The 23,685-nt window shown below is 62.6% G+C and carries 23 protein-coding genes; 5 read left to right on the plus strand and 18 right to left on the minus strand.

The genetic code is table 11. From position 1 onward, the window contains the following. Positions 1 to 126 precede the first annotated feature (126 nt). The gene (locus NITMOv2_RS04455; protein ID WP_053378744.1) at positions 127 to 2,739 is read left to right on the plus strand and encodes an FtsX-like permease family protein; all 2,613 of its coding nucleotides are present in this window, start codon (positions 127 to 129) and stop codon (positions 2,737 to 2,739) included. Positions 2,740 to 2,854: 115 nt separating this feature from the next. Here the strand turns inward: NITMOv2_RS04455 and bioB are convergent, their stop codons facing one another. The 8 genes from bioB to rplU form a co-directional block, all read right to left on the minus strand. Continuing rightward, the gene (bioB, locus tag NITMOv2_RS04460) at positions 2,855 to 3,847 is read right to left on the minus strand and encodes a biotin synthase BioB (protein ID WP_053378745.1); all 993 of its coding nucleotides are present in this window, start codon (positions 3,845 to 3,847) and stop codon (positions 2,855 to 2,857) included. Positions 3,848 to 3,935: 88 nt separating this feature from the next. After that, positions 3,936 to 5,333: a tetratricopeptide repeat protein gene (locus NITMOv2_RS04465; protein ID WP_053378746.1), complete on the minus strand. Its 1,398-nt coding sequence runs from the start codon at positions 5,331 to 5,333 to the stop codon at positions 3,936 to 3,938. A gap of 3 nt (positions 5,334 to 5,336) precedes the next feature. Further along, entirely contained in the window at positions 5,337 to 5,732 is a 396-nt protein-coding gene (gene rsfS / locus NITMOv2_RS04470; protein ID WP_202967311.1) for a ribosome silencing factor, read from the minus strand. A 10-nt stretch (positions 5,733 to 5,742) separates the two neighbouring features. Further along, a complete protein-coding gene (gene nadD, locus NITMOv2_RS04475; protein ID WP_053378747.1) occupies positions 5,743 to 6,429 on the minus strand; it encodes a nicotinate-nucleotide adenylyltransferase in 687 nt (228 codons plus the stop codon). A 70-nt stretch (positions 6,430 to 6,499) separates the two neighbouring features. After that, positions 6,500 to 7,621 (minus strand): glutamate 5-kinase, encoded by a 1,122-nt coding sequence (proB, locus tag NITMOv2_RS04480; RefSeq protein WP_053378748.1) that lies wholly within the window; start codon positions 7,619 to 7,621, stop codon positions 6,500 to 6,502. Beyond that, positions 7,603 to 8,628, minus strand: coding sequence for a GTPase ObgE (gene obgE, locus NITMOv2_RS04485; protein ID WP_053378749.1), 1,026 nt, complete (start codon positions 8,626 to 8,628; stop codon positions 7,603 to 7,605). Before obgE ends, proB begins: the two co-directional genes overlap by 19 nt. A 121-nt stretch (positions 8,629 to 8,749) precedes the next feature. Next, positions 8,750 to 9,013 (minus strand): 50S ribosomal protein L27, encoded by a 264-nt coding sequence (rpmA, locus tag NITMOv2_RS04490; RefSeq protein WP_053378750.1) that lies wholly within the window; start codon positions 9,011 to 9,013, stop codon positions 8,750 to 8,752. Positions 9,014 to 9,034: 21 nt separating this feature from the next. Continuing rightward, positions 9,035 to 9,349, minus strand: coding sequence for a 50S ribosomal protein L21 (gene rplU, locus NITMOv2_RS04495; protein WP_053378751.1), 315 nt, complete (start codon positions 9,347 to 9,349; stop codon positions 9,035 to 9,037). 195 nt (positions 9,350 to 9,544) lie between these two features. On the opposite strand from rplU, the gene NITMOv2_RS04500 reads away from it, so the two are divergent. Continuing rightward, the gene (locus NITMOv2_RS04500) at positions 9,545 to 9,889 is read left to right on the plus strand and encodes a PilZ domain-containing protein (RefSeq protein ID WP_053378752.1); all 345 of its coding nucleotides are present in this window, start codon (positions 9,545 to 9,547) and stop codon (positions 9,887 to 9,889) included. A gap of 144 nt (positions 9,890 to 10,033) precedes the next feature. Further along, positions 10,034 to 10,948, plus strand: a complete 915-nt coding sequence (locus NITMOv2_RS04505) for a branched-chain amino acid transaminase (RefSeq protein WP_053378753.1) — start codon at positions 10,034 to 10,036, stop codon at positions 10,946 to 10,948. Between the two features lie 145 nt (positions 10,949 to 11,093). Here NITMOv2_RS04505 and secG read toward each other — a convergent pair whose 3' ends face one another. The 4 genes from secG to gap all read right to left on the minus strand — a co-directional run bounded on the left by secG (position 11,094) and on the right by gap (position 14,647). Continuing rightward, complete coding sequence (gene secG, locus NITMOv2_RS04510; protein WP_202967312.1) at positions 11,094 to 11,447, minus strand: preprotein translocase subunit SecG; 354 nt, start codon at positions 11,445 to 11,447, stop codon at positions 11,094 to 11,096. Next, positions 11,447 to 12,223 (minus strand): triose-phosphate isomerase, encoded by a 777-nt coding sequence (tpiA, locus tag NITMOv2_RS04515; RefSeq protein WP_053378754.1) that lies wholly within the window; start codon positions 12,221 to 12,223, stop codon positions 11,447 to 11,449. The genes secG and tpiA overlap by 1 nt, the downstream gene beginning before the upstream one ends. A gap of 139 nt (positions 12,224 to 12,362) precedes the next feature. Beyond that, the gene (locus tag NITMOv2_RS04520; protein WP_053378755.1) at positions 12,363 to 13,562 is read right to left on the minus strand and encodes a phosphoglycerate kinase; all 1,200 of its coding nucleotides are present in this window, start codon (positions 13,560 to 13,562) and stop codon (positions 12,363 to 12,365) included. Between the two features lie 71 nt (positions 13,563 to 13,633). After that, a complete protein-coding gene (gene gap, locus NITMOv2_RS04525; protein WP_053378756.1) occupies positions 13,634 to 14,647 on the minus strand; it encodes a type I glyceraldehyde-3-phosphate dehydrogenase in 1,014 nt (337 codons plus the stop codon). Between the two features lie 225 nt (positions 14,648 to 14,872). Between gap and NITMOv2_RS04530 the strand changes: the two genes are divergently transcribed. Next, the gene (locus NITMOv2_RS04530) at positions 14,873 to 17,302 is read left to right on the plus strand and encodes an endonuclease MutS2 (protein ID WP_053378757.1); all 2,430 of its coding nucleotides are present in this window, start codon (positions 14,873 to 14,875) and stop codon (positions 17,300 to 17,302) included. 2 nt (positions 17,303 to 17,304) lie between these two features. On the opposite strand, the gene NITMOv2_RS04535 is transcribed toward NITMOv2_RS04530, so the two are convergent. The 4 genes from NITMOv2_RS04535 to NITMOv2_RS04550 form a co-directional block, all read right to left on the minus strand. Then, positions 17,305 to 17,955: a S16 family serine protease gene (locus NITMOv2_RS04535; RefSeq protein ID WP_053378758.1), complete on the minus strand. Its 651-nt coding sequence runs from the start codon at positions 17,953 to 17,955 to the stop codon at positions 17,305 to 17,307. Positions 17,956 to 18,160: 205 nt separating this feature from the next. Next, the gene (locus NITMOv2_RS04540; protein ID WP_053378759.1) at positions 18,161 to 19,501 is read right to left on the minus strand and encodes a sigma-54-dependent transcriptional regulator; all 1,341 of its coding nucleotides are present in this window, start codon (positions 19,499 to 19,501) and stop codon (positions 18,161 to 18,163) included. A 53-nt stretch (positions 19,502 to 19,554) separates the two neighbouring features. Then, a complete protein-coding gene (queG, locus tag NITMOv2_RS04545; protein ID WP_053378760.1) occupies positions 19,555 to 20,550 on the minus strand; it encodes a tRNA epoxyqueuosine(34) reductase QueG in 996 nt (331 codons plus the stop codon). A 7-nt stretch (positions 20,551 to 20,557) separates the two neighbouring features. Next, positions 20,558 to 20,932, minus strand: coding sequence for a hypothetical protein (locus tag NITMOv2_RS04550; protein ID WP_053378761.1), 375 nt, complete (start codon positions 20,930 to 20,932; stop codon positions 20,558 to 20,560). A gap of 83 nt (positions 20,933 to 21,015) precedes the next feature. Between NITMOv2_RS04550 and NITMOv2_RS04555 the strand changes: the two genes are divergently transcribed. Beyond that, positions 21,016 to 21,570, plus strand: coding sequence for an SRPBCC family protein (locus NITMOv2_RS04555; protein ID WP_053378762.1), 555 nt, complete (start codon positions 21,016 to 21,018; stop codon positions 21,568 to 21,570). Here the strand turns inward: NITMOv2_RS04555 and thiI are convergent. Next, the gene (thiI, locus tag NITMOv2_RS04560) at positions 21,554 to 22,741 is read right to left on the minus strand and encodes a tRNA uracil 4-sulfurtransferase ThiI (RefSeq protein WP_053378763.1); all 1,188 of its coding nucleotides are present in this window, start codon (positions 22,739 to 22,741) and stop codon (positions 21,554 to 21,556) included. The two genes, NITMOv2_RS04555 and thiI, sit on opposite strands and share 17 nt — an antisense overlap. After that, positions 22,738 to 23,658 carry a thioredoxin-disulfide reductase gene (gene trxB, locus NITMOv2_RS04565; RefSeq protein ID WP_053378764.1) on the minus strand — a complete coding sequence of 307 codons (921 nt, stop codon included), beginning with the start codon at positions 23,656 to 23,658 and terminating at the stop codon, positions 22,738 to 22,740. The genes thiI and trxB overlap by 4 nt, the downstream gene beginning before the upstream one ends. Positions 23,659 to 23,685: the final 27 nt, after the last annotated feature.

Below are 23,685 nucleotides of genomic sequence, written 5' to 3' on the forward strand. Positions count from 1 at the left end.
TAGCAAAGGAAGGAAAGTGTGTAAACGAAAGTACCAATATGCGCAGGAGGCCGGAGGAAGAATCCCGCTGCAGCCCGGTCCTGCGCCGGTTCCCCCGCGTGCAGTGTACTGATCCCTCGACCGTTCATGCGCTCCCAGTTCAGAGTCCTATGGCTCCTCTTCACCGCGCACGTCAGCCAGCGGCCGTTCCGCACGCTCCTGACCGTCATCGGCGTCGCGCTCGGCGTGGCGGCCTCGGTGGCGGTGCGGACGGCGAATCTTGACGTCCTGCGGTCGTTCGAACAGGCCGTGCTGACGGTCGCCGGTCCGACGACACTGGAAATTTCCGGGGGCGATCCCGGTGTGGATGAACAACTCATTCCCTCCATTCGAACGGTGCCCGGCGTCACCTCAGCCGCTCCGGTGATCCTTCAGACAGCGGTCAGGGTGGGCAATGGATCGTCTGAACCGGCGGTGCAGGTCCTCGGCCTGGATCTGTTGGCCGAGATCGATCATCGGGGCTTTCGTCTGAAGGACCGAGCAGACCGCTCTCTCGAGTCCTTGCTCGATCCCGAGAGCGTCTTTCTCGGAAAGCGGCTCGCCGCCGAATGGAATGTGGCGATCGGCGATCGAATCCCGGTGCAGGCGGGGCCCCGCCGGGTTGCGGTTCGAGTGGCCGGGATTCTGGAAGAGGCCTCGGGGCGGGCGTCCTCCTGGGATCGCCTGGCGGTCATGGATATCGCCTCGGCGCAAGTCATGTTCGGCCTGATCGGCCGGGTCGACCGGATCGACGTGGTCACGAGTTCGGAGGCAGACGTCGCCGAGGTCGCGCAAGCCATTGGGGCGCTCCTGCCATCGCATCTCACTGTTGAACGGCCGTCGAGCCGCAGCCGGCACGTCGAGCAGATGGTCAGCGCGTTTCGTCTCAATCTCACGGTTCTCAGTTGGGTGGGACTCTTGGTCGGCATGTTTCTCATCTACAACACGATGGCGTTTGCGGTGGCCCAGCGCCGGCGTGAGATCGGCGTGTTCCGGGCCGTCGGCATGACCGAAGCCCGTGTGGCGCTGTTTGTGCTGGCGGAGGCCGCCCTGCTCGGTGTGCTCGGAGGTCTGGTGGGGAGCGCCGGCGGCGTCCTGCTGGCGCAGCAGCTCATCCAGGTGGTCAGCCGCACGATATCGGACTTGTATGTCCCGATCGGCACGGAAGAGGGATGGGGGTGGGGAACCAGCCGGTCTTGGGCGCTTTCGGTGGAAGGCGTCGTGATCGGATGTGCCGTCGCCATGCTCGGTGCGCTGGGGCCGAGTCTGGATGCGGCCCGCACGGTCACCGTCCGCGCGTTGGCGCCCGGTGACTATGAGACCACTCAGCAAGCGCGAGTCGGCCTCCTCAGCCTTGCAGGGGGCGCCCTGCTTGTGCTGGCCGGACTCTTGAGTTTGGTCGGCCCCGTCCGCGGCGTGCCCCTCTTCGGCTATGTCGCGACTTTTTGCGTCTTGGCCGGACTTTCCTGTCTCGCGCCGATCTGCGTCCGAAGTTGGAGCCGGGCGGCGCGTCAAGGATCCGGCGGGATGTCCGCTCGAGGAGCAATGCGGGAGATTGCCGTGGATCATGCCGCGCGGAATCCCGGGCGCAGCGGGGTGACGGTCTCGGCTCTGATGGTCGGGCTGGCGATCATGATCGGCGTCCTCATCATGGTGCGGAGTTTCCGGCATACGGTCGAGTTGTGGATCAACGACACGGTGATCGCCGACATCGTGGTGGCGCCGTCGAGTTGGTTGCGAGGGGCGGAAGCGGGGAGCGTCGGACGAAGCTTGCCGGCGGTCTGGCTTCCGGTGCTGGCCGCTCTTCCCGGCGTAGATGCGGTGGACAGTTATCGCGATGCGCGGGTCGAAGTGAACGGACAGCGGATCGCGCTGGTCTCCCGCGACCTGCGGCTGCATGCCCGGCGCAGCCGGTATCTGGTGCGCAACGGCGATTCCGGTGAAGCGTTGAACCGGGCCGTGGACAGCGGCGGTGTGCTGGTTTCCGAAGTGCTGGCGAATCGTCTCGGACTCCGGGAAGGGCAGACTCTGGAGATCAAGAGCCCCGCGGGGATGCAAGCCGTGCCCATCGTGGCCGTCTTCTATGACTACGCCACCGACGGGGGAAAACTGGTGATGGACCGGGCCCTATATCAATCCCTCTGGCGCGATCAATCGGTGACGGTCTATCCGGTCTATTTGAAAGGCGGCGCGGACCTCGATCGGGCCCGTGACGCGATCGCCGCGGCGTTGAAGCGCGCCTATCCCGACGCCCAAGAGCCGCTGCTGATCAGCAACGCGGAGCTGCGCAAAGAGATTCTCGAGATCTTCGATCGAACGTTTCTCCTGACCTATGTCCTGGAAGCCATCGCCGTCATCATCGCCATGCTGGGCATCGTCAACACGCTGGTGACCTCCGTGTGGGAGCGGCGGCGGGAATTGGCCACGCTGCGCGCGATCGGAGGCAGCGAAGGGCAGATCAAACAGTTGGTCCTCTGGGAGGCGGCTTATCTGGGGATCGTCGGCATCACGCTGGGACTCATCGGCGGGGGGCTGCTCTCCGTCCTCCTGATCAAAGTGATCAACAAGCAATCGTTCGGCTGGACGATTCAAATGATCGTGCCGGTGGGCTCGCTGCTGCAGGCCGTCGGCTTGGCCGCGGCGGCAACTCTGATTGCCGGCTACTTTCCCGCCCGCTGGGCCGCGCAGCAGCCGGTGGTGGAGGGGTTGAGAGAGGAGTGAAAAATCTCAGGGCTTCTTCGGCGTGCCGTGCATGCGGGCCGAAGTGCGTCCCCGGCGGCTCGTGGAAAGGCACTGGAGGGTGGTTACTTAGCACGAGGCATAACCCTCCTTCTCGTCAGTTGGCCACCGGCTGCTGGTAGTCCACTTCGATCGTGAAGCCGAGATCTTCGATCATGCCCCATACTTCCGGCGCCGGCGCGCCGGGTGTAGTCAGGTAGCCGTTCACGAAGACGGAGTCGGCGGGATAGAGGGCGAGCGGCTGGAGGCTTCGGAGGTTGTGCTCCCGGCCGCCCGCGATCCGGATCTCTGTGCGGGGATGGAGGAAGCGGAAGAGGCACAATACTTTCAAGCACCGTCGCGGTGTGAGGGCGTCGCACTTCTCCAGCGGCGTGCCGGCGACCGGATGAAGCGTATTCAGGGGAATGGAATCGGGCTTGACGTCGCGCAGGGCTGTCGCCAGATCAATGACATCCTCGTCTTTCTCGCCCATGCCGACGATGCCGCCGGAGCAGATTTCCAATCCTGCCGCCCGGGCGTTTTTAATGGTCGTCAGGCGATCCTGGAACGTATGGGTGGTGCAGATCGACGCGTGATAGGCCTCGCTGGTGTTGAGGTTGTGGTTGACGCGATCCACGCCGGCGGCTTTCAACCGCTTGGCCTGGTGCTCGTTCATCAAGCCGAGCGAGCAGCAGATCTGAATCGGAATCTCCTGCTTGATGGCGCGGACGGCGCCGGCGATCTCGTCGATCTCCCGATCCAGCGGGCCGCGGCCGCTGATGACGATGCAGTAGCGTTGCGCTTTCGACGCGGCGGCTTGGCGCGCCCCCTCGATCATCTGTCGCTGCGGCAGCAAGTTGTAGCGCTCGATCGGCGCGGTGGAGACGGCGGACTGCGAACAGTAGTGGCAATCTTCCTGGCAGGCGCCGCTCTTGGCGTTTTGCAGCATCTGGAGGCGAACCGTGCGGCCGAAATACTTGGACCGGACCTGAAAGGCGGCGTGCAATAAGGCGAGAAGATCCTCGTCCGGCGTGTCGAGCACTGATTGCGATTCGACCCTGGTGAGAGCTTCATCCCGCAGAGCTTTGTCTGCCAAGACCATGTAGTCCATGCGAGCCTCAGTGTAGGGCAACCTGCGAAGTGGTATCCGGCACTTCACGAAATCGCCAAATCACACAATCAACAAATGTGTTGGGAAATTACACGGTTTCAAACGGAGAAGCAATGCCTTGATACGGAACGGCGCGCACGGAAGCAGGAATGCCGGCCGCAGGAGCGGCCTGGCCCGCTTCGAGCCAGGGGAGCGCCGTCAGGGTGTTCCATCTCGCGCAACGCCGGCAGCGGCCGGACCATTCCACCGACTCCTGCTGGCACTGCGTACAGATGTAGGGCACCACGACGCGTTTCTTGAAGCTGAGCGCTTTCTTGAGCTCGACGATCGCCTGCTCGAAGTGCTGCTTGCGCAGGAACAGATTCGCCATGATCTTGTGGTAGTCCAGCAGGTAATCTTGCGGCCCTTCGATGGTGGAGAGGACGTCGAAGGCTTCGTCCACCATTTCGAGCCGATAGTAGAGCTTGCCCAGATAGAACTGGAGCACGGGGTTCTGCGGGTCCTGCTGCAGCGCTTCCTGGTAGACGCGGATGATTTCGCCGGGTTCTCCCTGCTCCAGAAACAGCTCTTCCAGCCGATGGAGAATGATCACGCTGTGCGTGCGTGTATAGACTTTCTTGAGAATTTCGACCGCATCTTTCGTTTTGCCCTCGTGGATGAGAATCTCCCCCAGACCGATGTAGGCCGGGAGAAAGCTGCGATCCTTTTTGATCGCGCCCCGGAAATACCGCCGCGCCTTGTCGGGGTGCCCGCGTTCCAAGAGTTGGCGCCCCACCTCATACATGCATCCGACGAGGAGGGCCGCTTCCGCCTGTTTTTCGGTCTCGGGCAGATTGGCCTTCAGCAACCGGTGCTGGATTTCCAGCGCGTCGCTCCACTTTTCCAAGCGGATATTGAGATCCCGCTTCCTGATGAGCGCGGTCAGGTTGTCCGGCTCGATCCGCAGGATCTTCTGCAATGTCTGCAGCGCTTCTTCGTACCGCTTGGCGCTTTCCAAATCCTTGGCCAGCTCCAGCAGGACCTCGATGTCGCGATCGTCCACGCGGTGCGCGTGCTGGTGCAACCGGATGGCCTCGGCGTAGTTCTGCTCCGACCGGTAGATGTTGCCCAGCCAGAGCAGCGAATCCACGCGATTGGGGTCGATGGCCAGGGCCTTTTCGAACAGGCCGATCGCTTCGACGGTGCGTTTGGACATGAAGGCATGGGTGCCTTCCCGGTGCAGCGCGTCCACCTTCTCCTTGCGGCGGACGAGACGGTTGCTGCGCCAGTTGAGGATCACGTGCGCGGTCTGCTGTAAGCCCACGACGAATGTGACGATCACCGCGCCGATCGCCATGGAAATCAAGACCAGCGTCACGGGGCTCAGCTCGAATTCCGCCGAGGAGCTCGTCCGGATCGTGACCATGCCGGGGTTCAGCTCACGGAAATAGCTGTAGATGAAGACGCCGGCGCTGACCAGGAAAATGGTGGTAAGCAGTCTGAGCATGGCCTAACCCGACCGTCGCGCTTTGGCTCGCCGCACGACGATCCGCTTTTTAGGCGTCGCGGCCGGAGCGGGCGCCCCATCGGGAATCTTGACCCGCTTGGCATCGCTCCACAATCGCTCGAGCGCGTAATGGGCGCGCGTGTCTTGGCGGAAGATATGGGCGACGACATCCCCGAAGTCGAGCAGGACCCACTGTCCCGAGGCCGTGCCTTCGATGCTCAGGGGCCGTTCACCGGTTCGAGACAAGACCCAGTCGATATGGTCGGCAATAGCACGGGTCTGGCGATCCGATTCCGCCGACCCCAGCACGAGATAATCGGCCACCGAGGTGAGCGGCGCGACGTGGAGGACCTCGACATCAAGGGCTTTCTTGTCGAGCATCGCCCGGCCGATGGCCAAGGCGGTCGCCTTAGATGTGTGTGTGATCGGGATCCTCCTGATACAGACGATGATGAAGTATATAAGATTCGACCGGGGGCGGCAACCAGTTTGCCAGCGGCTCGCCGTCCCGGATCCGGCGGCGGATATCGGAAGCGGAGATCGGGCAGGGGGGAAGCGGCAGGCAAATGACGCCGAGGCCCGACGGCAGCGGAATGTCGAGCCGGTCGACTTCTCGGGAGTCGAGCCGTGCCAGGACATCAGACGCAAGCGGGGGAAGCATCGGCAGGCCGGCCAGCGATCGGTACGATTGTCCGGGGCGCGAGATCACGACGAACCGGCACGCGCGGAGCAGGGCGTCCGGTTCCCGCCACGTCGGAAAATCAAGAAAGGCGTCGAGCCCGATGAGGAAGTAGAGGTCGGCGGACGAGCCATAGTGCTGGTACAGTTCGCGGACCGTGTCGATGGAGTAGGACTTGCCGCCTCGCCGCAGCTCAACGTCGGAGAGATCGAAGGAGTCGGTTCCGGCGATCGCCAGCCGGACCATTTCGTAGCGGTCTTTAGCCGGCGCGAGTTCCTTGTCTTGCTTATGAGGGGGTGTTCCGGAGGGAATGAAGAGGACGCGGTCCAGTCCGAGCTTCTCCCGGGCGTCCTGTGCGATACCGAGATGACCAAAATGGATCGGATTGAAGCTGCCGCCCAGCAAGCCGAGACGCATTGCCGATGTTGAATGTTTAATGATGATGCGCTCCATTCAACACGAAACGTCGAGCGTTAAACATTTCCTGTCAGAGAATCACCAAATTGTCCCGGTGGATCACTTCCTCATATTCCTGCGGGCCGAGTTGCTGCTGGATGTCCTGCGTCTTGAGCCCTTTCACCCGGTTGAGGGCGTCCGAGGAAAAGTTTACGAGGCCTTTGGCGAATTCTTTTCCGTCGGGGTCCAGACAGACGACCGGGTCGCCGGCTTCGAAGTGTCCCGTGACGCCGGTGATGCCGGAGGCCAGCAGGCTCTTGCCGCGCTGCGCGAGCGCGTCCACGGCACCTTGATCGAGATGGACTTGTCCGCGGGGCCGGAGCGTGAAGGCGATCCAATGTTTGCGGCTGGTCAGGCGCCGCTCTCGCGCGAGAAAGAGGCTCCCGCCCGGCTCGCCCGCGAGCACGGCCGGCAGCAGCCCGGCCCGCTCCCCGTTGACGATCAAGGTCGGGACGCCGTATTCGCCGACTTTCTTCGCCGCCCGGACTTTGGTCGCCATGCCCCCGGTGCCTTCAAACGTGCTGGACGCGCCGGCTCGGTGTTCGATGTTTCCCGTGATCTCCGGAATGACCGGAATGAGGGTGGCGGCCGGATTCTTCCGCGGATCTTCCGTATAGAGGCCGTCGACGTCGGATAAGATGACCAGCAAATCGGCGTCCACGAGATGGGCGACTTCGCCGGCCAGTGTGTCGTTGTCGCCCACTCGGATTTCATCCACTGCGACCGTGTCATTTTCGTTGATGATCGGCAGGACACCGAAGCCGATGAGCGCAGCGAGGGTGTAGCGGGCGTTCAGGAACCGCCGCCGGTCTGCGAGGTCCTGATGCGTCAGCAGGATTTGGGCGACCTGAATGCCGAGCCGCTCGAACGCCTTTTCATAGGCCCACATGAGCCGGCTCTGTCCCACCGCCGCGGCTGCCTGCTTCACCGGCAGGGTCTTCGGGTAGTCTTTGAGCCCAAGTTTCTTAATGCCGGAGACGATGGCCCCGGAGGAGACGATCAACACTTCGCGGCCGCCGGCGCGGAGGGCGCCGATTTCTCCGGCCAGGCGCTCGATCTGGTCCGGCCGCAAGCCGCTGGCGCGGGAGGCGATCAGGCTGCTGCCGATCTTGACGACGATCCGCTTGGCCTGCGTCAGGATTTGGTCTCGCATGGCGCCTTCCGCAGCATCTCCACCTGTTTTCCGACGACGTCGATCAGCGCATCCAGCCCTTCCCGCGTAGCCGCCGAGACGGGGAAGCAGCGGTACTTGCGGCGCCGGCAGTAGGACTGGAGCTCCGCAAGCCGGTCGCTCTTGCCGCTGATATCGATTTTGGTGGCGACAATGGCGAAGGGGCGCCGGGTCAGCGCCTCGTCATAGGCCGCAAGCTCCTGCCGCATGATCTCAAAGCTGACCACCGGCTCTTCGGTCGCCCATTCCGAGACGTCGATCAGGTGCAGCAGGAACGCCGTGCGCTCGATGTGACGAAGGAACTGAATGCCCAACCCCTTTCCCTCGTGGGCCCCTTCGATCAGCCCAGGGATATCGGCGACGACAAAGCTGCGATGAGATCCCCACCGGACGACGCCGAGGTTCGGAATCAGCGTCGTGAAGGGATAGTCCGCAATTTTCGGCCGGGCCGCGGACATCGCGGCGATCAGGGTCGACTTGCCGGCGTTGGGAAACCCGACCAGCCCGACGTCGGCCAGCAGCTTGAGCTCAAGCCGCAACCGCCGCTCCTCGCCCTCCGTTCCAGACTCACACCGGGTCGGCACGCGATTCGTCGAGGTTGCGAAATGGCTGTTGCCGCGCCCGCCTCGTCCCCCCCGCGCGATGACCACGGTGTCGCCGTCCGCGACCAGATCGGCGAGCTCTTCTCCCGTGTCATCGTCGTAGATCACCGTCCCCACGGGCAACGTGACGGTCACATCTTTGCCCCGCCGTCCGGTACAGTTCGACCCGCCGCCCGGCCGGCCATCCTCCGCTTCATAGTGTTTTTGGTAGCGGAGGTCGAGCAGTGTCGTGAAACGGTGCGAGGCGGTGAAGACCACATTGCCGCCGTTCCCGCCGTCGCCGCCGTCGGGGCCGCCCCGCGGCACAAACATCTCCCGCCGGAAACTGCATATGCCGTCTCCGCCTCGACCGGCCTTCACCGTGATGCGTACTTCGTCGACAAACATATTGTTATGCCTTGCGCAGCGGAGCCGCGCCAGGCCAGGAGTATATCCTACCCGCCCTCCGGAGAGGGAGGGTAGAAATACACTCGAGTCGATGTCGGGGATGAGCGAGGAACGAAGACAGTCAGGACTGGGAGGGGGCGGGGTAGACGCTGACTTTTCGTCTGGCTCGCCCACCCTCGAACTTCACCACGCCGGCGATACGCGCGAACAAGGTGTGATCCCGGCCGAGGTCCACGTTGAATCCGGGGAAAAACTTCGTTCCGCGTTGACGGACGATGATGCTGCCGGCCTTGACCGTTTCGCCGCCGTAGGCTTTGACACCCAAATACTGGGGATTACTGTCGCGACCGTTCCGTGACGATCCGCCGCCTTTATTGGTTGCCATGGTTTGTAGTCCTCTTGTCTGCTATGCCGTTGCGATGCCCGTCACGCGGAGCTGGGTGAAGCCCTGACGATGGCCTCGCGTCCGACGGTAGTTCTTTCGGCGCTTTTTCTTGAACACCGTGATGGACCTGGTGCGGCCGTGCCGCACAATCTCCGCCGTGACCTTCGCGCCTGGGACGAGGGGCTGGCCGATCAGGAGCCCGCTGTCTCCATGCACCAGCCGCACGTGATCCAATTGAATCGTCCCCCCCACATCTCCGGGGAGGCTTGGGACTTGAATGGTCGAGCCGTTTTCGACTCGATACTGCTTTCCGCCTGTCTCGATGATCGCGTACATGTCCGGTTCCCTCCAACGGAACGGCTCATTTAACATGCCGTTCGGCGGAGTGTCAAGCCAACAGCCTCATCGAGGCCGATCAAATTAAGGCCACGTCCCCCCTTTTGGGGGCTAGGACCGGACACTTTCAACCACGTATGGTAGCCGGCACAGTGCGGTCGCCGCCATTCACGGGAACGCGGAGCGAGGACGTCCATGGGTCATGCGAGCAAATTTGTGATTCGTACCTACCATCGGATTCCGGTCCGGTGTGCGCTGTACTACATGGGTGGAGAGTTTCTCGGCAAGGGGACGGTGATGAATCTGTCCCGCAACGGCTTTCGCGTGCTCGGCGACCATCAGGTGGTGCCGGGCATGCAGCTCGTTGTCCGACTCTCGCTTCCCGACAAAGATGAGCCGGTGGAGATCCAGCGCGTCGTGGTGCGCTGGGTCCGTGGGTTGCTGTTCGGCGCGAAGGTGGTGACCATGAGTCCGGAGGGCGAGGACCGCATCGGCAATTTTTTGAGCTCCCGCCTCCGGGCCTACTGCGCGTCCACATAATGAAGTCGAGTCGTTTCGTCCGCATTCGCCTCGTTCATCTCTCCTAAGAGAGCGCTTAGAGCGTTGCTTGACGCCTCTCCAGCCTCACGGTTATAGTTCGAAAATCTTCTACAACTCTCTGAAGCAACGAGGAGTTTGACCCGCATGTTGGAACCGGTCGACAAGATCTGGATGGACGGTAAGTTTGTGCCCTGGGCTGACGCCAACGTCCATATTTTGACCCATTCGCTCCATTACGGATTGGCCGCTTTCGAGGGCATCCGATGCTACAAGGGTAAAACCGGCTCCGCCATCTTCCGGTTGCGGGAACACGTCGATCGTCTGTTCGAGTCCGCCCATATCGGCATGATGGAGATGCCGTTCGATCGCAAGCAGATCGCTGGCGCCATCCTCGACACCGTCCGGGTCAACCGCCTCGATGCCTGCTATATCCGGCCGCTGGTCTACATCGGATACGGCGCGATGGGCGTGCACCCCGGCAACAATCCGATCCGTGTGGCCATCGCCGCCTGGAAGTGGGGGGCCTATCTCGGCGAGGATGCGCTGGTGAACGGCATGCGGGCGCGGGTGTCATCGTTCACCCGCCACCACGTCAACGTGTCGATGACCAGAGGCAAAATTTCCGGGTACTACGTCAATTCGATTCTCGCCAAGCGGGAAGCCAAGGCCGACGGCTATGACGAGGCCATCCTGCTCGACCCCGAAGGCTATGTGTCCGAAGGCACGGGCGAGAATATCTTCATCGTACGCCGCGGCGTGCTCAAGACGACTCCGTTGACGTCGATCTTGGAAGGGATCACCAGGAACTCCGTGATCGAGCTCGCCAAAGAGCGAAAAATCCCGGTGGCTGAGGAACGGTTCACACGCGATGAAATGTATGTGGCCGATGAAGTCTTCGTCACCGGTACGGCGGCGGAGCTGACGCCGGTCCGCGAAATCGACAATCGAAAAATCGGAGCCGGCAAGCCGGGTCCGATCACGCTCGCCTTACAGAAAGCTTTCTTTGCCATCGTGCACGGAGAAGATCCGGCGCACGAGGGGTGGCTTACGCCCGTCTAGCGTACCAGGCTGCTGAAAACGGTCGCCAGCGTCGTTCTCCGTCGCGCAAACTCCTCAACGTACCCCAGAGAGTACGCCTCCGGGTTTGCGCTCCGTGCGGCCTAGCTGGACGACCGTTTTGAGCAGCCTGCTGCTTATTTAAGTCTCAGTGACCGGCTGAGGAAGATTCGCCCGAAGGATGAGAGTCGGTCTTCGGCTGATCCGTGGCGGGGGCGGGAGCAGCCGGTGCGTTTTTCTGCTTGAGATCAATGACCGTGGAGGAGAAGTTCCGTTCCTTTGCGAGAATGGCCAGGCTGAACGAGGTCAACATGAACACGGCCGCCACCCCGACCGTGAACTTGCTCAAGAAGTTGGCCGGACCGCGGCTCCCGAAGACGGTCTGGCTGGACCCCCCAAACGCCGCCCCGATTTCCGCACCTTTCCCGGATTGAAGCAGGATCGCCCCGATCATCAGGAAGCAGACGAACACGTGCAGGATGACGACCAAGGTGTACAGCATCAGCGGTTCACTCCAATGGATTGAGCAACGGCGGCGATCTTAACAAACGAATCGATCCGGAGACAAGCCCCGCCGATCAATGCCCCGTCGATCTGGTCGGACTTCAACAAGCCTTCGACGTTCTCAGGCGTCACGCTGCCGCCGTACAGGATCCTTGCCCGGTCTGCAACATCGGCCGTCCATGTCGCGGAAAGGAATCGTCGGATCGTGCAGTGGGCGGCAATGGCCTGGTCGACGGTCGCGGCTCGCCCGGTCCCGATCGCCCACACCGGTTCATAGGCGATCGAAAGCGTCGTGAGCTCTTCGGCCCGGAACCCACCGAGCCCGCCTTGGAGTTGCCCCGTCAGCACTTCGTCGGTGGTGCCGCGTTCCCGTTGCGCCAAGGATTCGCCGATACAGAGGATCGCTTGGAGTCCGTGTTTGAGAGCCGCGCGGATCTTCTTGTGGATCGCATCGTCCTGCTCGCCGAAGAGCGTCCGCCGCTCGGAATGGCCCAGAATCACGAAGCGGCAGCCGAGATCGCGCAGCATCGGAGCCGAGATTTCTCCCGTATAGGCGCCCTGATCTTCCCAAAACATGTTTTGCGCGCCGAGTTGAATAAATGCGGAAGCGCCGAGCGCGGCGCGGACGGACTCCAGGGCGGTGAAGGGCGGCGCAATGCCGAAATCGACCGACGGAGAGGCGGGCAGCGCCTTGATGAGATCGCGTACGAACGCGGCCGCCTCCGACGCGGTCTTGTTCATCTTCCAATTGCCGACGATCAGGATTCTCCGCACGATGATTATCGCCGTCTCAAAGAGGAGAATGTTAGCAGGCTGCCGAGAAAGGCCGTCCAGCAACGCCGCAGCAAGCGAAGAGGCGAAGCATACTTTGTTGAGCCTCCTGAACGCCGCTGGCGGCCTTTCTCAACAGCTGCTAGGCGGCTCGATCGGGTAACGCGGCCAGCCCCGGCAGCTGTTTGCCTTCGAGCAACTCCAGAGCGGCCCCGCCGCCCGTCGAGATGAAGGAAATATTGTCGGATTCTCCCGCCCGGTGGACGGCGAGCGCCGTTTCACCGCCGCCGACGATCGTGAGCGCATAGGCATTCGCGATGGAGTGAGCGATGGACAGAGTGCCGCGGGCAAAGGCGTCGACCTCGAACATACCCATCGGGCCGTTCCAGAGGATCGTCTTGGCGTCCTGCAGCGCTTCGCTGAAGAGCTTCACCGACGCGGGCCCGATGTCCAGCCCGTACCAGCCCTTCGGAATTTCCTGGACGGGCAGGATCTTCGTTTCCGCACCCGGCTCGCGGCTCGCCGCCACGACGCAATCGACGGGCAGATAAAATTTCACGCCTCTGGACAGCGCGTGATCCTCGACGCCGCGGGCGAAGTCCAGCATGTCTTTCTCGACCAGTGAGTTCCCGATCTCCAGTCCCTTGGCCTTGAGGAAGGTAAAGGCCATCCCGCCTCCGATGATGACCTTGTCCACCCGCTTGCCCAGGTTTTCAATCACGCCGATTTTGCCCGACACCTTCGCGCCGCCCAGGATGGCGACGAAAGGCCGGACGGGATTTTCCACCGCCCCTTCGAGATACTCAATTTCCTTTTTCAGCAGTGCGCCGGCGGCCGCGTCCTTGATGAACTTGGTAATGCCCACGGTGGAGGCATGCGCCCGGTGGGCGGCGCCGAAGGCATCGTTGATGAAGACGTCGCCCAGCGAGGCGAGGGCCTTCGAGAAAGTCTCGTCGTTTTTCTCTTCGCCGGGATGGAAGCGGAGATTCTCCAGCAGCAGGACGTCGCCCGGCTGCATTTTGGCGACCAGCTTGTCGACCGCCGGGCCGATGCAATCCGGCGCAAACACCACTTCCTTGCCCAGGAGCCGCCCCAGGCGTTTCGCGACCGGCGCGAGGCTGTACTTGGGATCAAACGTGCCTTTCGGCCGTCCTAAATGCGAGCAGAGGATGACCTTCGCGCCTTCGTCCACCACGCGATTGATCGTCGGCAACGTGGATCGGATGCGGGTATCGTCGGTGATCTGCAGCGATTCGTCGAGCGGGACGTTGAAATCGGCGCGGATGATGACCCGCTTCCCGCGGAGTGGCACGTCGTCGATGGTCTTTTTGCGCAGATTCATGGACGCTCCTTCACACCATACCGGCTGCCCGGCGAATCGCGCGTGGAATGCTCAGCCGCGGCGCCGGCTTGTCACCGGCCCGCCGCCTTCTTCGCCAGCACCTTGATGAGATCGCGCACGCGGCAGGAATAGCCCCACTCGTTGTCGTACCAGGCGGTCACTTTCACCATGCGCTTATCGATCACGCTGGTCAGCGGGGCGTCGACGGTCGCCGAATGGTCGTCGCCCTTTTGGTCGATGGAGACGATCGGCTCTTCGGAATATTGGAGAATGCCCTTGAGCGGGCCCGCCGCCGCCTTTTTGAACGCGGCGTTGACCGATGCGACATCGCAATCCTTTTCCGTCTCGACGGTGAGGTCCACCAGCGAGACGTTCGGGGTGGGGACGCGGATCGCCAACCCGTCCATCTTGCCCTTCAGTTGGGGCAGGACGAGGTGCAAGGCCTTCGCGGCGCCGGTGCTGGTCGGAATCATCGACATGCCGGCGGCCCGCGCCCGGCGGAGGTCTTTGTGGGGCAGATCGAGCAGCTGCTGGTCGTTCGTATAGGAATGGATCGTCGTCATGACGCCGTGTTTGATCCCGAAATTTTCGAGCAGCACCTTGGCCACCGGCGCCAGACAGTTCGTGGTGCAGGAGGCATTGGAGACGATGTGGTGGGTCTTCGGATCGATCTGGTCTTCATTGACCCCCAGGACGACCGTGACGTCGGGATCCTTGGCCGGGGCCGAGATGATGACCTGTTTGGCGCCGGCGGACAGATGTTTGCCCGCGCCTTCGCGGTCGGTGAAGCGTCCCGTCGATTCGATCACGACCTCGACGTTGAGCGCCTTCCACGGCAGCTCTTTCGGGTCTTTGACGGCCAAGACTTTGATCGGCTTGCCGTCGACCAGAATCTGGTCCTCTTTCGCTTCGACGTTCGCCTTGAGCGTGCCGTGCACCGAGTCGTACTTCAATAGGTACGCGAGCGTCTTGGCGTCCGTGAGGTCGTTGATCGCCACAAACTCCAACTCCGGGTCCCCCATCGACGCCCGCAGCACGTTCCGCCCGATCCGTCCAAATCCGTTGATCCCGATCCGAATGCTCATAAGCTCCTGATCCCCTACAGAAAAAACAAGCCGGTTGACACCCAACCGGCAACATAGAACGCGATAGTATCGACGCCCTATTTCCTTGTCAAGGCATACGAATGAGGAAAAAACGGATATTGTCTTGCCGCTCAATAGGTTATGCAAAATGTCCCGCCCTGCACAAGACGTTGTGCGACACAGGGAGCCTTGCGTCGTCTTACGGGGGTTGGCTAGAGTCGGTCGATGGAAGCGCAGGCACACAAAGGCGACGCATTGTCGGACAAGGCCGCGCAGGCGCTGGAGTGGCCCCGGTTGCTGGAAGCCTTGGCGCAGCACGCCCGGTCCGCGATCGGCGCGGCGCGCTGCCGGGCGCTTCCTTTGGCCGACGATCTGGCCGCCGCTCGCGCTCGTCAGCAAGAAACCACCGACATGGCCGGTCTGTTGGAAAGCGGCGAGGTGTTTCCGGCCGGCGCGTTTCCCGACATTCGTGAGCATGTGACACGGGCCGCGAAGGGCGGCACGCTGGAAGCACATGAATTGCGGGACAGCGCGCTCGTCATGGCGGCGATGGATGAGCTGCGCCGGTACATGGCCGTCCGGAAGCTTCAGGCGCCGGCTTTGGCTGAGATTGCCGAGCCGCTCCACGCGATGACGGGCCTTCAGACGTTGAAGCTGGCCATCGAGGCCGCCATACAGCCTGACGGATCCATCAAGGAATCGGCGACACCGGAATTGCGGCGGCTCACCCAGCAGGCGCAGGATCTCAAGCAGGAGATGCGGCAGCGTCTTGAGCACATGCTGCATTCACGGCGGTATGAAGACGTGCTGCAGGAATTCTATTTTGCCGAACGGGAAGGTCGATACGTGTTGCCGGTGAAGGCCGACATGCGTGGGCGCCTTCCGGGCATCGTGCACGACGTGAGCGCGAGCGGCGCCACCGTCTTTCTCGAACCGCGTGAGTTGGTGGACTTGAATAATTCGATCAAGGTCGCCGACCGCGAAGTCGAGCGGGAGGTCAGGCGGATTTTGCGGGAACTGAGCGGGCGACTTGCCGCGAAATCCGGAGAACTCCTGATGGGCCTGGAGGTGCTGGCTGAGATCGACTGTGTCCATGCGAAAGCCCTCCTGAGCCGGCAGCTAAGAGCGGGCCCGGTTGCGCTGAACGATCGCGGGCGTATCCTGTTGAAGCAGGCGCGCCATCCCCTGCTGGTGCTCACCAAGCCCGATGTCGTGCCGAACGACATCCTGATGGACGAACGGACGTCCGTGCTGATCATCTCCGGGCCCAACACCGGTGGAAAAACCGTAACTCTCAAGATTGTGGGGTTGTGTGCGCTGATGGTCCGGGCCGGCCTACATGTCCCATGTGCGCCGGAGTCCGAAATGGGGTTGTTTACCGAGCTATACGCGGATATCGGCGACGCGCAGGATTTGAGCCGAGATTTGTCCAGCTTCTCGGCGCACATGGTCCAACTCGTCCGGCTTCTTTCGGAATCAGCCGCGCGGAAACCCGCCGCCGAATCGACTTCCCCCCAATCGCTGGTTTTGTTGGATGAGCCGGTCACCTCCACGGACCCGCGCGAAGGCGCGGCGCTGGCGGAAGCCCTGCTGTGCCGGCTGGCGTCGCTCAATATGAAAGTCGTTGCAACGACGCACTATGGCCCGTTGAAGGAATTGGCCCAGACGACACCGGGGTTCGCGAACGCCAGCGTGGAGTTCGACGTATCCCGCCTGGCACCGACCTATCGCCTCTTCCTGGGCATACCCGGCGGGTCATCGGCCTTGGACATCGCCGCGCGCCTCGGCATGGAGGAGGAGATTTTGAGCGATGCGCGAGCCCGGCTGCGGCAAGACGATCACCGGCTGGACGACGTCATGGCGGATCTGCAGGCCATGCAGCGCCGGCTGGCGGACGACGCGGAGCAGGCCCGGCAAGCCAAGGTCCAGGCGGAACAAGCGGCACGAGAGGTGGAAGCGTTGCGCGCCCAATTGGAGGACATCGAGCGGGAGGCACGGAAAGGGATCAAAAAGAAACTCGGCGAACAGTTTCAACGCGCGCGGGCGGAAGTGCAGGCCACGGTGGATGCCTTGAAACACGACCAGAAGCTCGTCAAGGCGAAAGAGACGAAGCAACGGCTCGCTGAGTTGGAACAGGCGACGAGGGCACAACTGGCTCCCCCGCAGGAGACGATTCCCGTCGACCGGCTCACCGCCGGCTCTTCCGTCGAGATCGCCGGACTCGGCATGACCGGTGTGCTCTTGGAGCCGCCGCAAGGCAAGAAGCGCGTGCGGGTGAGAGTCGGCGAAGGGGAAGTGGTGGCGACGGTGGCCAACCTGATCGGGCTCGCGCATGCAGCTGAAGAGGCGCGGTCGCCATCAACCCAGGGGCCAACCGGTATTCGGCGGGGCAGCACGTCGGTTGAAACCGAGGAGCAGACGGTCATCGATGTGCGCGGGCAGGCGGCGGACGAGGCGCTTGACCAGGTGGTGGCCGCTCTCGATCGAGCTGCGCTCAGTGGCGCGCCGCTGCTGCGGATCATTCACGGACATGGCACCGGCCGCCTCAAGCAAGTCTTGCGGGAGTATTTACGCGAGTCGCCCTATGTCCAAGAGTTCCGGCCCGGCGATCGGGGGGAAGGCGGAGATGGGGTCACGATTGTCCGGCTGCGTTAAGTCTATCGGGGTGCCGATGAATCCGTGAGGGCTTCATACGCCTCCGGAACGGACCGGACAGGAGACACCTGCGTGGTGAAGCGGGTCGGTTCGACGCTGTCGGCTGGTTCTTCCGGTGAAGGCTGATTCGGCACCAGCACGCGCCGCAATTGAGCTGCGCGGGCGGCCTGGACTTTCAACGGAATCGATCCCACCGGTCCGATATCCCCTTCCGCAGTCACCGTGCCGGTCAACACATATCCGGCCGGAACGGTTTTCCCTTGCGCCATAGCGGCCACGGTGAGTCCCACCATCGCCGACAGACTGTCGCCGAAGAGGGTCACCCCCTCATGGGGAATCCGGAGATCCACTGTCCACGAATCGGTCGAGAGGCCCAGCGATCGGGCGGTGCGGACAATGGCCTGTTCAGCGGATGTCTGCGCCATCCGCGAAAACTTTCCCGGCTTGTCATGAAAGCGGATCTGTAAGCCGTGATGGTCTCCGCGCTCTTCGAATGTGAGGTGGATATAGGCGACGGACCCTTGCGGCTCGCGGCCGTGTGCCGTGCCGAGAATCGGGATCACTTGTTCGCGCGGCGCGGCCTCGCAGTCGGAGAGCAGTCCGAGAAGGGAGAGCAGCACCGCCGCACCGACTGGACAAACGAGACCGCGCATGGTCCTCATGAGACGTTTCCAAGGCAGAAGGAAGAGTCGTGTCCATGTCGGTGAAATAGGAAGGGACTTGAGACGTGCGCAGGAGTGAAAGAGGACGAACCATAGCGGGCGAGAACGGTCTACAACGCCCGCAAATCGGCCAATGGAGCCGACTAGCCAATGATCGCAAGTCAGCGTCGATGGTGGGCGTTAGTGGCCGGACGCCTCAGGCAAGGTGGTACTTGGCCATGCGATACCGCAACGTGTTCCGCGTCATCTTGAGCAGCCGGCTGGCCTCCGAAACATTGCCCGACGCTTTCTTGAGCGCTTCCTCCAGCATCTTCTTCTCCATTTCCTGAAACGAGAGACCGAAGGCCAGCAAGGAAGGTTTCAGCTCCCCGTCGGGAGCCGCGGCGGCGGGGACGGTTTTGACGGATGCCGGCAGATGGTGCGGCTGAATGAGCTCTTCCTTACAGGTGATCGTCAGCCACTCGGCGAGATTGTGAAGTTCGCGCACGTTGCCCGGCCAATCATGGCGGCGCAGCAGGGTGAGGGCGCCCGGCGCGAGGGCTTTGATTCGGCAGCCGCGCTCCCGCCTCGCGCGCGCCAAAAAACTCTCAAAGATGGGCTCGATGTCTTCACTGCGTTCCCGCAACGGTGGGATGCGGAGTTGATACACGTTGAGGCGATAGTACAGGTCCAATCGGAATCGGCCGGCTTTGATATGCGCCAACAAATCCTCGTTCGTCGCGGCGATGACGCGGATATTGACCCGGTGCGTCCGCGTGTCGCCCAGCGGATCGACCGTATGGGTCTCGAGCACCCGCAGCAGTTTCGCTTGCGCAGCCGCGCTCATTTCGCCGATCTCGTCCAAAAACAGCGTGCCGCCTTCGGCCAATTGGAACCGGCCCGGCTTGGTTTGCTTGGCGTCTGTAAAGGCGCCTTGGTGGTAGCCGAAGAGCTCCGCTTCGAGCAGGTTTTCCGGGATGCCGGCGCAGTTGAGCGCGATGAGCGGGCCGGCTGCTCTGGGACTGGTCGCGTGGATGGCTTGGGCGAAGAGCTCCTTGCCGGTGCCGCTCTCGCCGGTGATCAGGACAGTCGCGTCCGTCGCCGCCACTTCGCGGGCGAGCTGCTTCATCAACGCCATTTGCGAAGAAAGGCTGACGATTTGCACGAAGGGATCGCCGGATACTACCGTCGGCGGTGAAACGCGCTGCTCCCCCAACAGGCGGGCCAGCGAGGCGCGCAGATCCGGCGCGTGAACCGGTCTCGGCAGAAAATCTGCGGCGCCCGCCCGCATGATGTCCACGGCGTCCTTGACGGAATGGCCTTCTCCCATGGCAATCACCGGTGTCATCGCACCTTGCCTGGCGTAGTCCAACAACGCCTTCATTTGCTGGGGAGTGCCGTCGCAGATCACTACATCGGGGGAACGGTCTTTCCAGACCTTCAGTCCATCAGTCACGGAATGGCTGCTGAGGATCGTGGCGCCTGCAGGTGCGGCTGCTTTGAGAAGGGTCTGCGTGTCGGGATGCTTGGAGACCAGTAGAACGATCGGAAGGTTCATCGGAGAACTCCTGGTTGAGGGCTCCTGCCGAACCACCGGGTACTGTGTATACCCTACTCCTCTCTGTCCTTGGAAGGAAAGGGGGCGCTGGCGCCGACCGGCGACGGCTGATTGCGCCTCGCGATGTCAATGTTCCGCTGCAGTCCCGCGTGCTTGGATCGCTTGATGGGGCTGTGTTGGAACAATGTGGCAAAGGCGGCTTCATTCATGCCAGCCAAGTCATCGAGGCGCGGGGTCAGGGTCAGGGCCGTCGGCTGAAAGGCCGGCTCGCCGGTTGGCTCGGCTCGCAGATTGAACGGACAGACATCCAAGCAATCGTCGCAGCCGAAAATCTTGTTCCCCATGCGACGCCGAGTGTCGTCGGGAATTGCCGCATGCTCCCCCCGGAGCTCGATCGTCAGGTAGGAGATACAACGAGTGGCGTCCACGATATAGGGTTCCACGATGGCCTGCGTTGGGCAGGCCTGAATGCAGAGAGTACAGCTTCCGCAGAGATCCGTGGCCGGCTCGTCCGGCTCCAACTCCAGCGTGGTGAGGATTTCGCCCAACAGCAGCCAGGAGCCGAACTGGGAGGACACGAGATTGGAATGTTTGCCGATCCAGCCCAATCCGGCCTGTTCCGCCCAGGCCTTTTCCATGACGGGGCCCGTATCGACATACGAGCGAGTCACTGCGCCCGGCGACAACTCTCGGATGCGCCGTTCCAGCTGGCGCAAACGGTCGCCCAAGACTGTGTGATAGTCCTTCCCCCAGGCATAGCGGGCGATGCGGCCATGGCCCGGCCGTTCGTCGGCTCGCTGGTCCGTCAGATAATTCATGCCGACGGAAATGATCGACCGGCAGCCCGGCAGCGCCTGTGCCGGATCGGCGCGCCGTTCAGGCGTCCGGGCCATCCAAGCCATCGTGCCGTGATAGCCGCGCTCCAGCCACTGTGTGAGCCGCGCGAGCAAGGTCTGCGCGTGGGTGTCCGGGACCGTTGAGCGGGCGATACCCACCGCGTCGAATCCCAGCGCGCGTGCCTCTTCTTTGATCGCCCTGGAAAGGGCCATGGGGTATTTATTGTAGAGGTGAGCAGTCAAAGCGCACACTGAACTGTGCCGAGCAATGGCCGGATTGGCAGCGGCCGCAGGCGCCGGTGATTTTGCTTTTCCAATCGGTTCGTTTCTCGTCGAACCGGCACATCAGGCGTCCTGCTTTCGAAATGGTCGCCCAAGGATTGCTCGAGCCCGGCGCCTGGGCCACACGGCAGCCGGCAGGAAACGGCACGGCGCAGCTGTGCGACGGTTCTCCCTTTCCCATGCCGAAGCTGCACGAGTGTTCGGTGGTGGCATGGGATTCATCCGTCGGCTGCGCCGCTGCGCGATCTGCGAGCACCAGCCACGAGGCGCCTGCCATGATGACGGCGAAAAAAACGACACGATCACGAAGCATGGCGCATCGTAGCATAGGGCGGCGCGGGCAGGTCAACGCGTTTCCGGTCGCCGGTTCCGGAAGAGCCGGATATAATCGCCGCCATGTTGCGTTGGTTGTTGTCCGTCCTTCTTCTCGGAACACTGAGCGCCACGCAGGCCTGGACCAAGGACCTCTCGGCGCTGCACGTCGAAGTCGTGCCGACCGGGGGCGTGCGCGCCACAGCGACCATTCTCTTTCCCGTTGAGCCGGCCTTCATTCAGCGGCTGCTGACCGATTACCGCCATTGGCCGGAGTTATTTGAGGTTCGCATGCGAGTGGCGGAACTGCGCGAGCAGGACGGCAAGGCCTTCACCGACCTGCGGATCGACCATTCGTTGCTGCCGGGCGAACGGCGATTGCTCTGTGAATCACGGACCTTGGCTGGCGGCGGCTTGCTGACGGAACTCCGGGGCGGTGATTTCAAACAATACCGGCGTCTCTGGACACTCACGCCGGCGGAACATGGCCGCCAGACCAAAGCCGAGTTTGAACTGCTGGTGGAGATCGACACCATTGTGCCGGACTGGATGGTCGCCATCGCGATGAGGCAGGAGTTGGAAGCACACTTTCGAATCGTACGGGAGAAGGCGCTGGCGGCGGCTATATCGGGAAAGTGAATTCGGACCGTTCCGCTTTGTCGAGACCCTGCTTGACCAGGGCGGTGATGTCGAGCGCCCGCTCCGCTTTTCGCAGTTCGTCGAATCTCGTTTTCGTGCTGGGGTGAGCCGGCGTAAAAAGCTTGCAGCAATCCTGGTCCGGTTCGATGGACGTCTCATAGGTGCCGAGGCGGCGCGCTTCGTCGACGATTTCCACCTTGTCCATGCCGATCAGCGGGCGGAGAATCGGCAGTTCCGCCGCTTCTTCGACAACGGAGAGATTTTCGGGGGTTTGGCTCGCGACTTGACCCAAGCTGTCGCCGGTGACCAATCCCCAGCAGCCCTCCCGCCGCGCCAGCTCTTCGGCGATGCGAACCATCATGCGGCGGTAGAGGACGACTCGGAACGGCGCAGGCGTGTTCAGCACGATCTCCCGCTGGATTTCGCCGAAAGGAATCACGTAGAGCCGAGCGCCGTATAGATAGGCGGTGAGGGTCTGCACCAGCTCACGGACTTTGTCCTCGGAGGCGCGGCTCACGAGCGGGCGGCCGGAAAAATGGACGAAGGCGGCGCGGCAGCCCCGCTTGATCATCCGATACGCCGCAACGGGGGAATCGATGCCGCCGGAGATGAGGCAGGCGACCGTGCCGCTGACCCCCACCGGCATGCCGCCGGGGCCTGGGATCTTCTCCACGGAGAAGTACGCCTCCTTCGTCAGCAGCTCGACATAGACCGTCAAATCAGGATCTTTGAGGCTCACACGCTTGCCGGTTCCGACACAGACGGCCGCGCCGACGGCCCGCTCCACGTCCATCGAATTGAAGGGGAATCGTTTGTCGGCGCGCCGCGCTGTGACGCGGAACGTTGAACATGATGTGGCCCGCAGCTCCTCGACGACGGCTGCGCTGAGTTGGTCGAGGCCGGGATGTGAGAGATCGAGCGGCACAGCGTGAGCCAGGGAGAAGTTCGCAATGCCGCACACCCGTTTGAGGCGGTCCGTGACGGCCGCTGTATCGGCTTGCGGGGGCAACACGACCCGAATGCGACTGCGGAGATTGTCGATCTGCTTGATGCCGAGGCCCTTGAGAGCCAACCGAATGTTGCCGACCAACTGCTGTTCGAACGAATCTCGGTTGCGGCCTTTCAGCGCCAGTTCATGGTAATGAACGATGACGGTGTTGACGCCGCTCATCCCGCCGTGCCTTCCAAGAACCGCTCCGCATCCATCGCGGCCATGCAGCCGGAGCCGGCGGCGGTAATGGCCTGACGGTAGTGGGCGTCTTGGACGTCCCCTGCGGCGAAGACGCCCGGGACGCTCGTAGTCGTGACGTGGGCGGTCACAATGTAGCCGGCGGCGTCCATTTCGATTTGACCAGAGAAGAGCGCGGTGTTGGGGCGATGACCGATCGCGAGAAACATGCCGGCGCATGGCAGATCCCAAACTTTACCGGTCACGATGTTTCGGAGCCGGACGCCGGTCACGACGTCTTGACCGAGCACGTCTTCGACGATGCTGTTCCAGATAAAGGCGATCTTCTCGTTCTTCATCGCCCGGTCCTGCATGATCTTGGAGGCCCGGAGTTTATCTCGGCGATGAATCACCGACACTTTTGTGGCGAACTTGGTGAGAAAGATGGCTTCTTCCATCGCGCTGTCCCCGCCCCCCACCACGACCAACTCTTTCCCTTTGAAGAAAAAGCCGTCGCAGGTGGCGCAACTGGAAACCCCATGTCCCCAGAGCCGCCCTTCGTTGGGAAGGCCGAGGGTAATCGGCGACGCGCCGGTGGCGATGATGAGGGTCTTCGTCTTGGCGGTCTCCTCGCCGTCTATGGTGAGGGTAAAGGGGCGGGATTTCAGATCGACGGCGGTCACGTCGCCCGTTCGGAACTGCGTGCCGAAGCGCTCCGCCTGTGCGCGCATTTCCTTCATCAGCTCCGGGCCCATGATGCCCTTGGCGAAGCCGGGATAGTTTTCGACCTCCGTCGTGGTCGTGAGCTGACCGCCCGACTGCCAACCCTCCACGAGCAGGGGAGCCAGATTGGCACGCGCGGTATAGATGGCAGCGGTCAGGCCGGCCGGGCCCGAGCCGATGATGATAACGTTGTGCATATGCGGAGACTCTAACACAGCGGAGGA

Origin of the sequence: Nitrospira moscoviensis, from assembly GCF_001273775.1 — a bacterium.
Taxonomy (GTDB): Bacteria; Nitrospirota; Nitrospiria; order Nitrospirales; family Nitrospiraceae; genus Nitrospira_D; species Nitrospira_D moscoviensis.

Coding starts and splice junctions, on each gene's coding strand:
- NITMOv2_RS04455 (WP_053378744.1), top strand. CDS start 127: ATGCGCTCCCAGTTCAGAGTCCTATGGCTCCTCTTCACCGCGCACGTC.
- bioB (WP_053378745.1), bottom strand. CDS start 3,847: ATGGACTACATGGTCTTGGCAGACAAAGCTCTGCGGGATGAAGCTCTC.
- NITMOv2_RS04465 (WP_053378746.1), bottom strand. CDS start 5,333: ATGCTCAGACTGCTTACCACCATTTTCCTGGTCAGCGCCGGCGTCTTC.
- nadD (WP_053378747.1), bottom strand. CDS start 6,429: ATGCGTCTCGGCTTGCTGGGCGGCAGCTTCAATCCGATCCATTTTGGT.
- proB (WP_053378748.1), bottom strand. CDS start 7,621: ATGCGAGACCAAATCCTGACGCAGGCCAAGCGGATCGTCGTCAAGATC.
- obgE (WP_053378749.1), bottom strand. CDS start 8,628: ATGTTTGTCGACGAAGTACGCATCACGGTGAAGGCCGGTCGAGGCGGA.
- rpmA (WP_053378750.1), bottom strand. CDS start 9,013: ATGGCAACCAATAAAGGCGGCGGATCGTCACGGAACGGTCGCGACAGT.
- rplU (WP_053378751.1), bottom strand. CDS start 9,349: ATGTACGCGATCATCGAGACAGGCGGAAAGCAGTATCGAGTCGAAAAC.
- NITMOv2_RS04500 (WP_053378752.1), top strand. CDS start 9,545: ATGGGTCATGCGAGCAAATTTGTGATTCGTACCTACCATCGGATTCCG.
- NITMOv2_RS04505 (WP_053378753.1), top strand. CDS start 10,034: ATGTTGGAACCGGTCGACAAGATCTGGATGGACGGTAAGTTTGTGCCC.
- secG (WP_202967312.1), bottom strand. CDS start 11,447: ATGCTGTACACCTTGGTCGTCATCCTGCACGTGTTCGTCTGCTTCCTG.
- NITMOv2_RS04520 (WP_053378755.1), bottom strand. CDS start 13,562: ATGAATCTGCGCAAAAAGACCATCGACGACGTGCCACTCCGCGGGAAG.
- gap (WP_053378756.1), bottom strand. CDS start 14,647: ATGAGCATTCGGATCGGGATCAACGGATTTGGACGGATCGGGCGGAAC.
- NITMOv2_RS04530 (WP_053378757.1), top strand. CDS start 14,873: ATGGAAGCGCAGGCACACAAAGGCGACGCATTGTCGGACAAGGCCGCG.
- NITMOv2_RS04535 (WP_053378758.1), bottom strand. CDS start 17,955: ATGCGCGGTCTCGTTTGTCCAGTCGGTGCGGCGGTGCTGCTCTCCCTT.
- NITMOv2_RS04540 (WP_053378759.1), bottom strand. CDS start 19,501: ATGAACCTTCCGATCGTTCTACTGGTCTCCAAGCATCCCGACACGCAG.
- queG (WP_053378760.1), bottom strand. CDS start 20,550: ATGGCCCTTTCCAGGGCGATCAAAGAAGAGGCACGCGCGCTGGGATTC.
- NITMOv2_RS04550 (WP_053378761.1), bottom strand. CDS start 20,932: ATGCTTCGTGATCGTGTCGTTTTTTTCGCCGTCATCATGGCAGGCGCC.
- NITMOv2_RS04555 (WP_053378762.1), top strand. CDS start 21,016: ATGTTGCGTTGGTTGTTGTCCGTCCTTCTTCTCGGAACACTGAGCGCC.
- thiI (WP_053378763.1), bottom strand. CDS start 22,741: ATGAGCGGCGTCAACACCGTCATCGTTCATTACCATGAACTGGCGCTG.
- trxB (WP_053378764.1), bottom strand. CDS start 23,658: ATGCACAACGTTATCATCATCGGCTCGGGCCCGGCCGGCCTGACCGCT.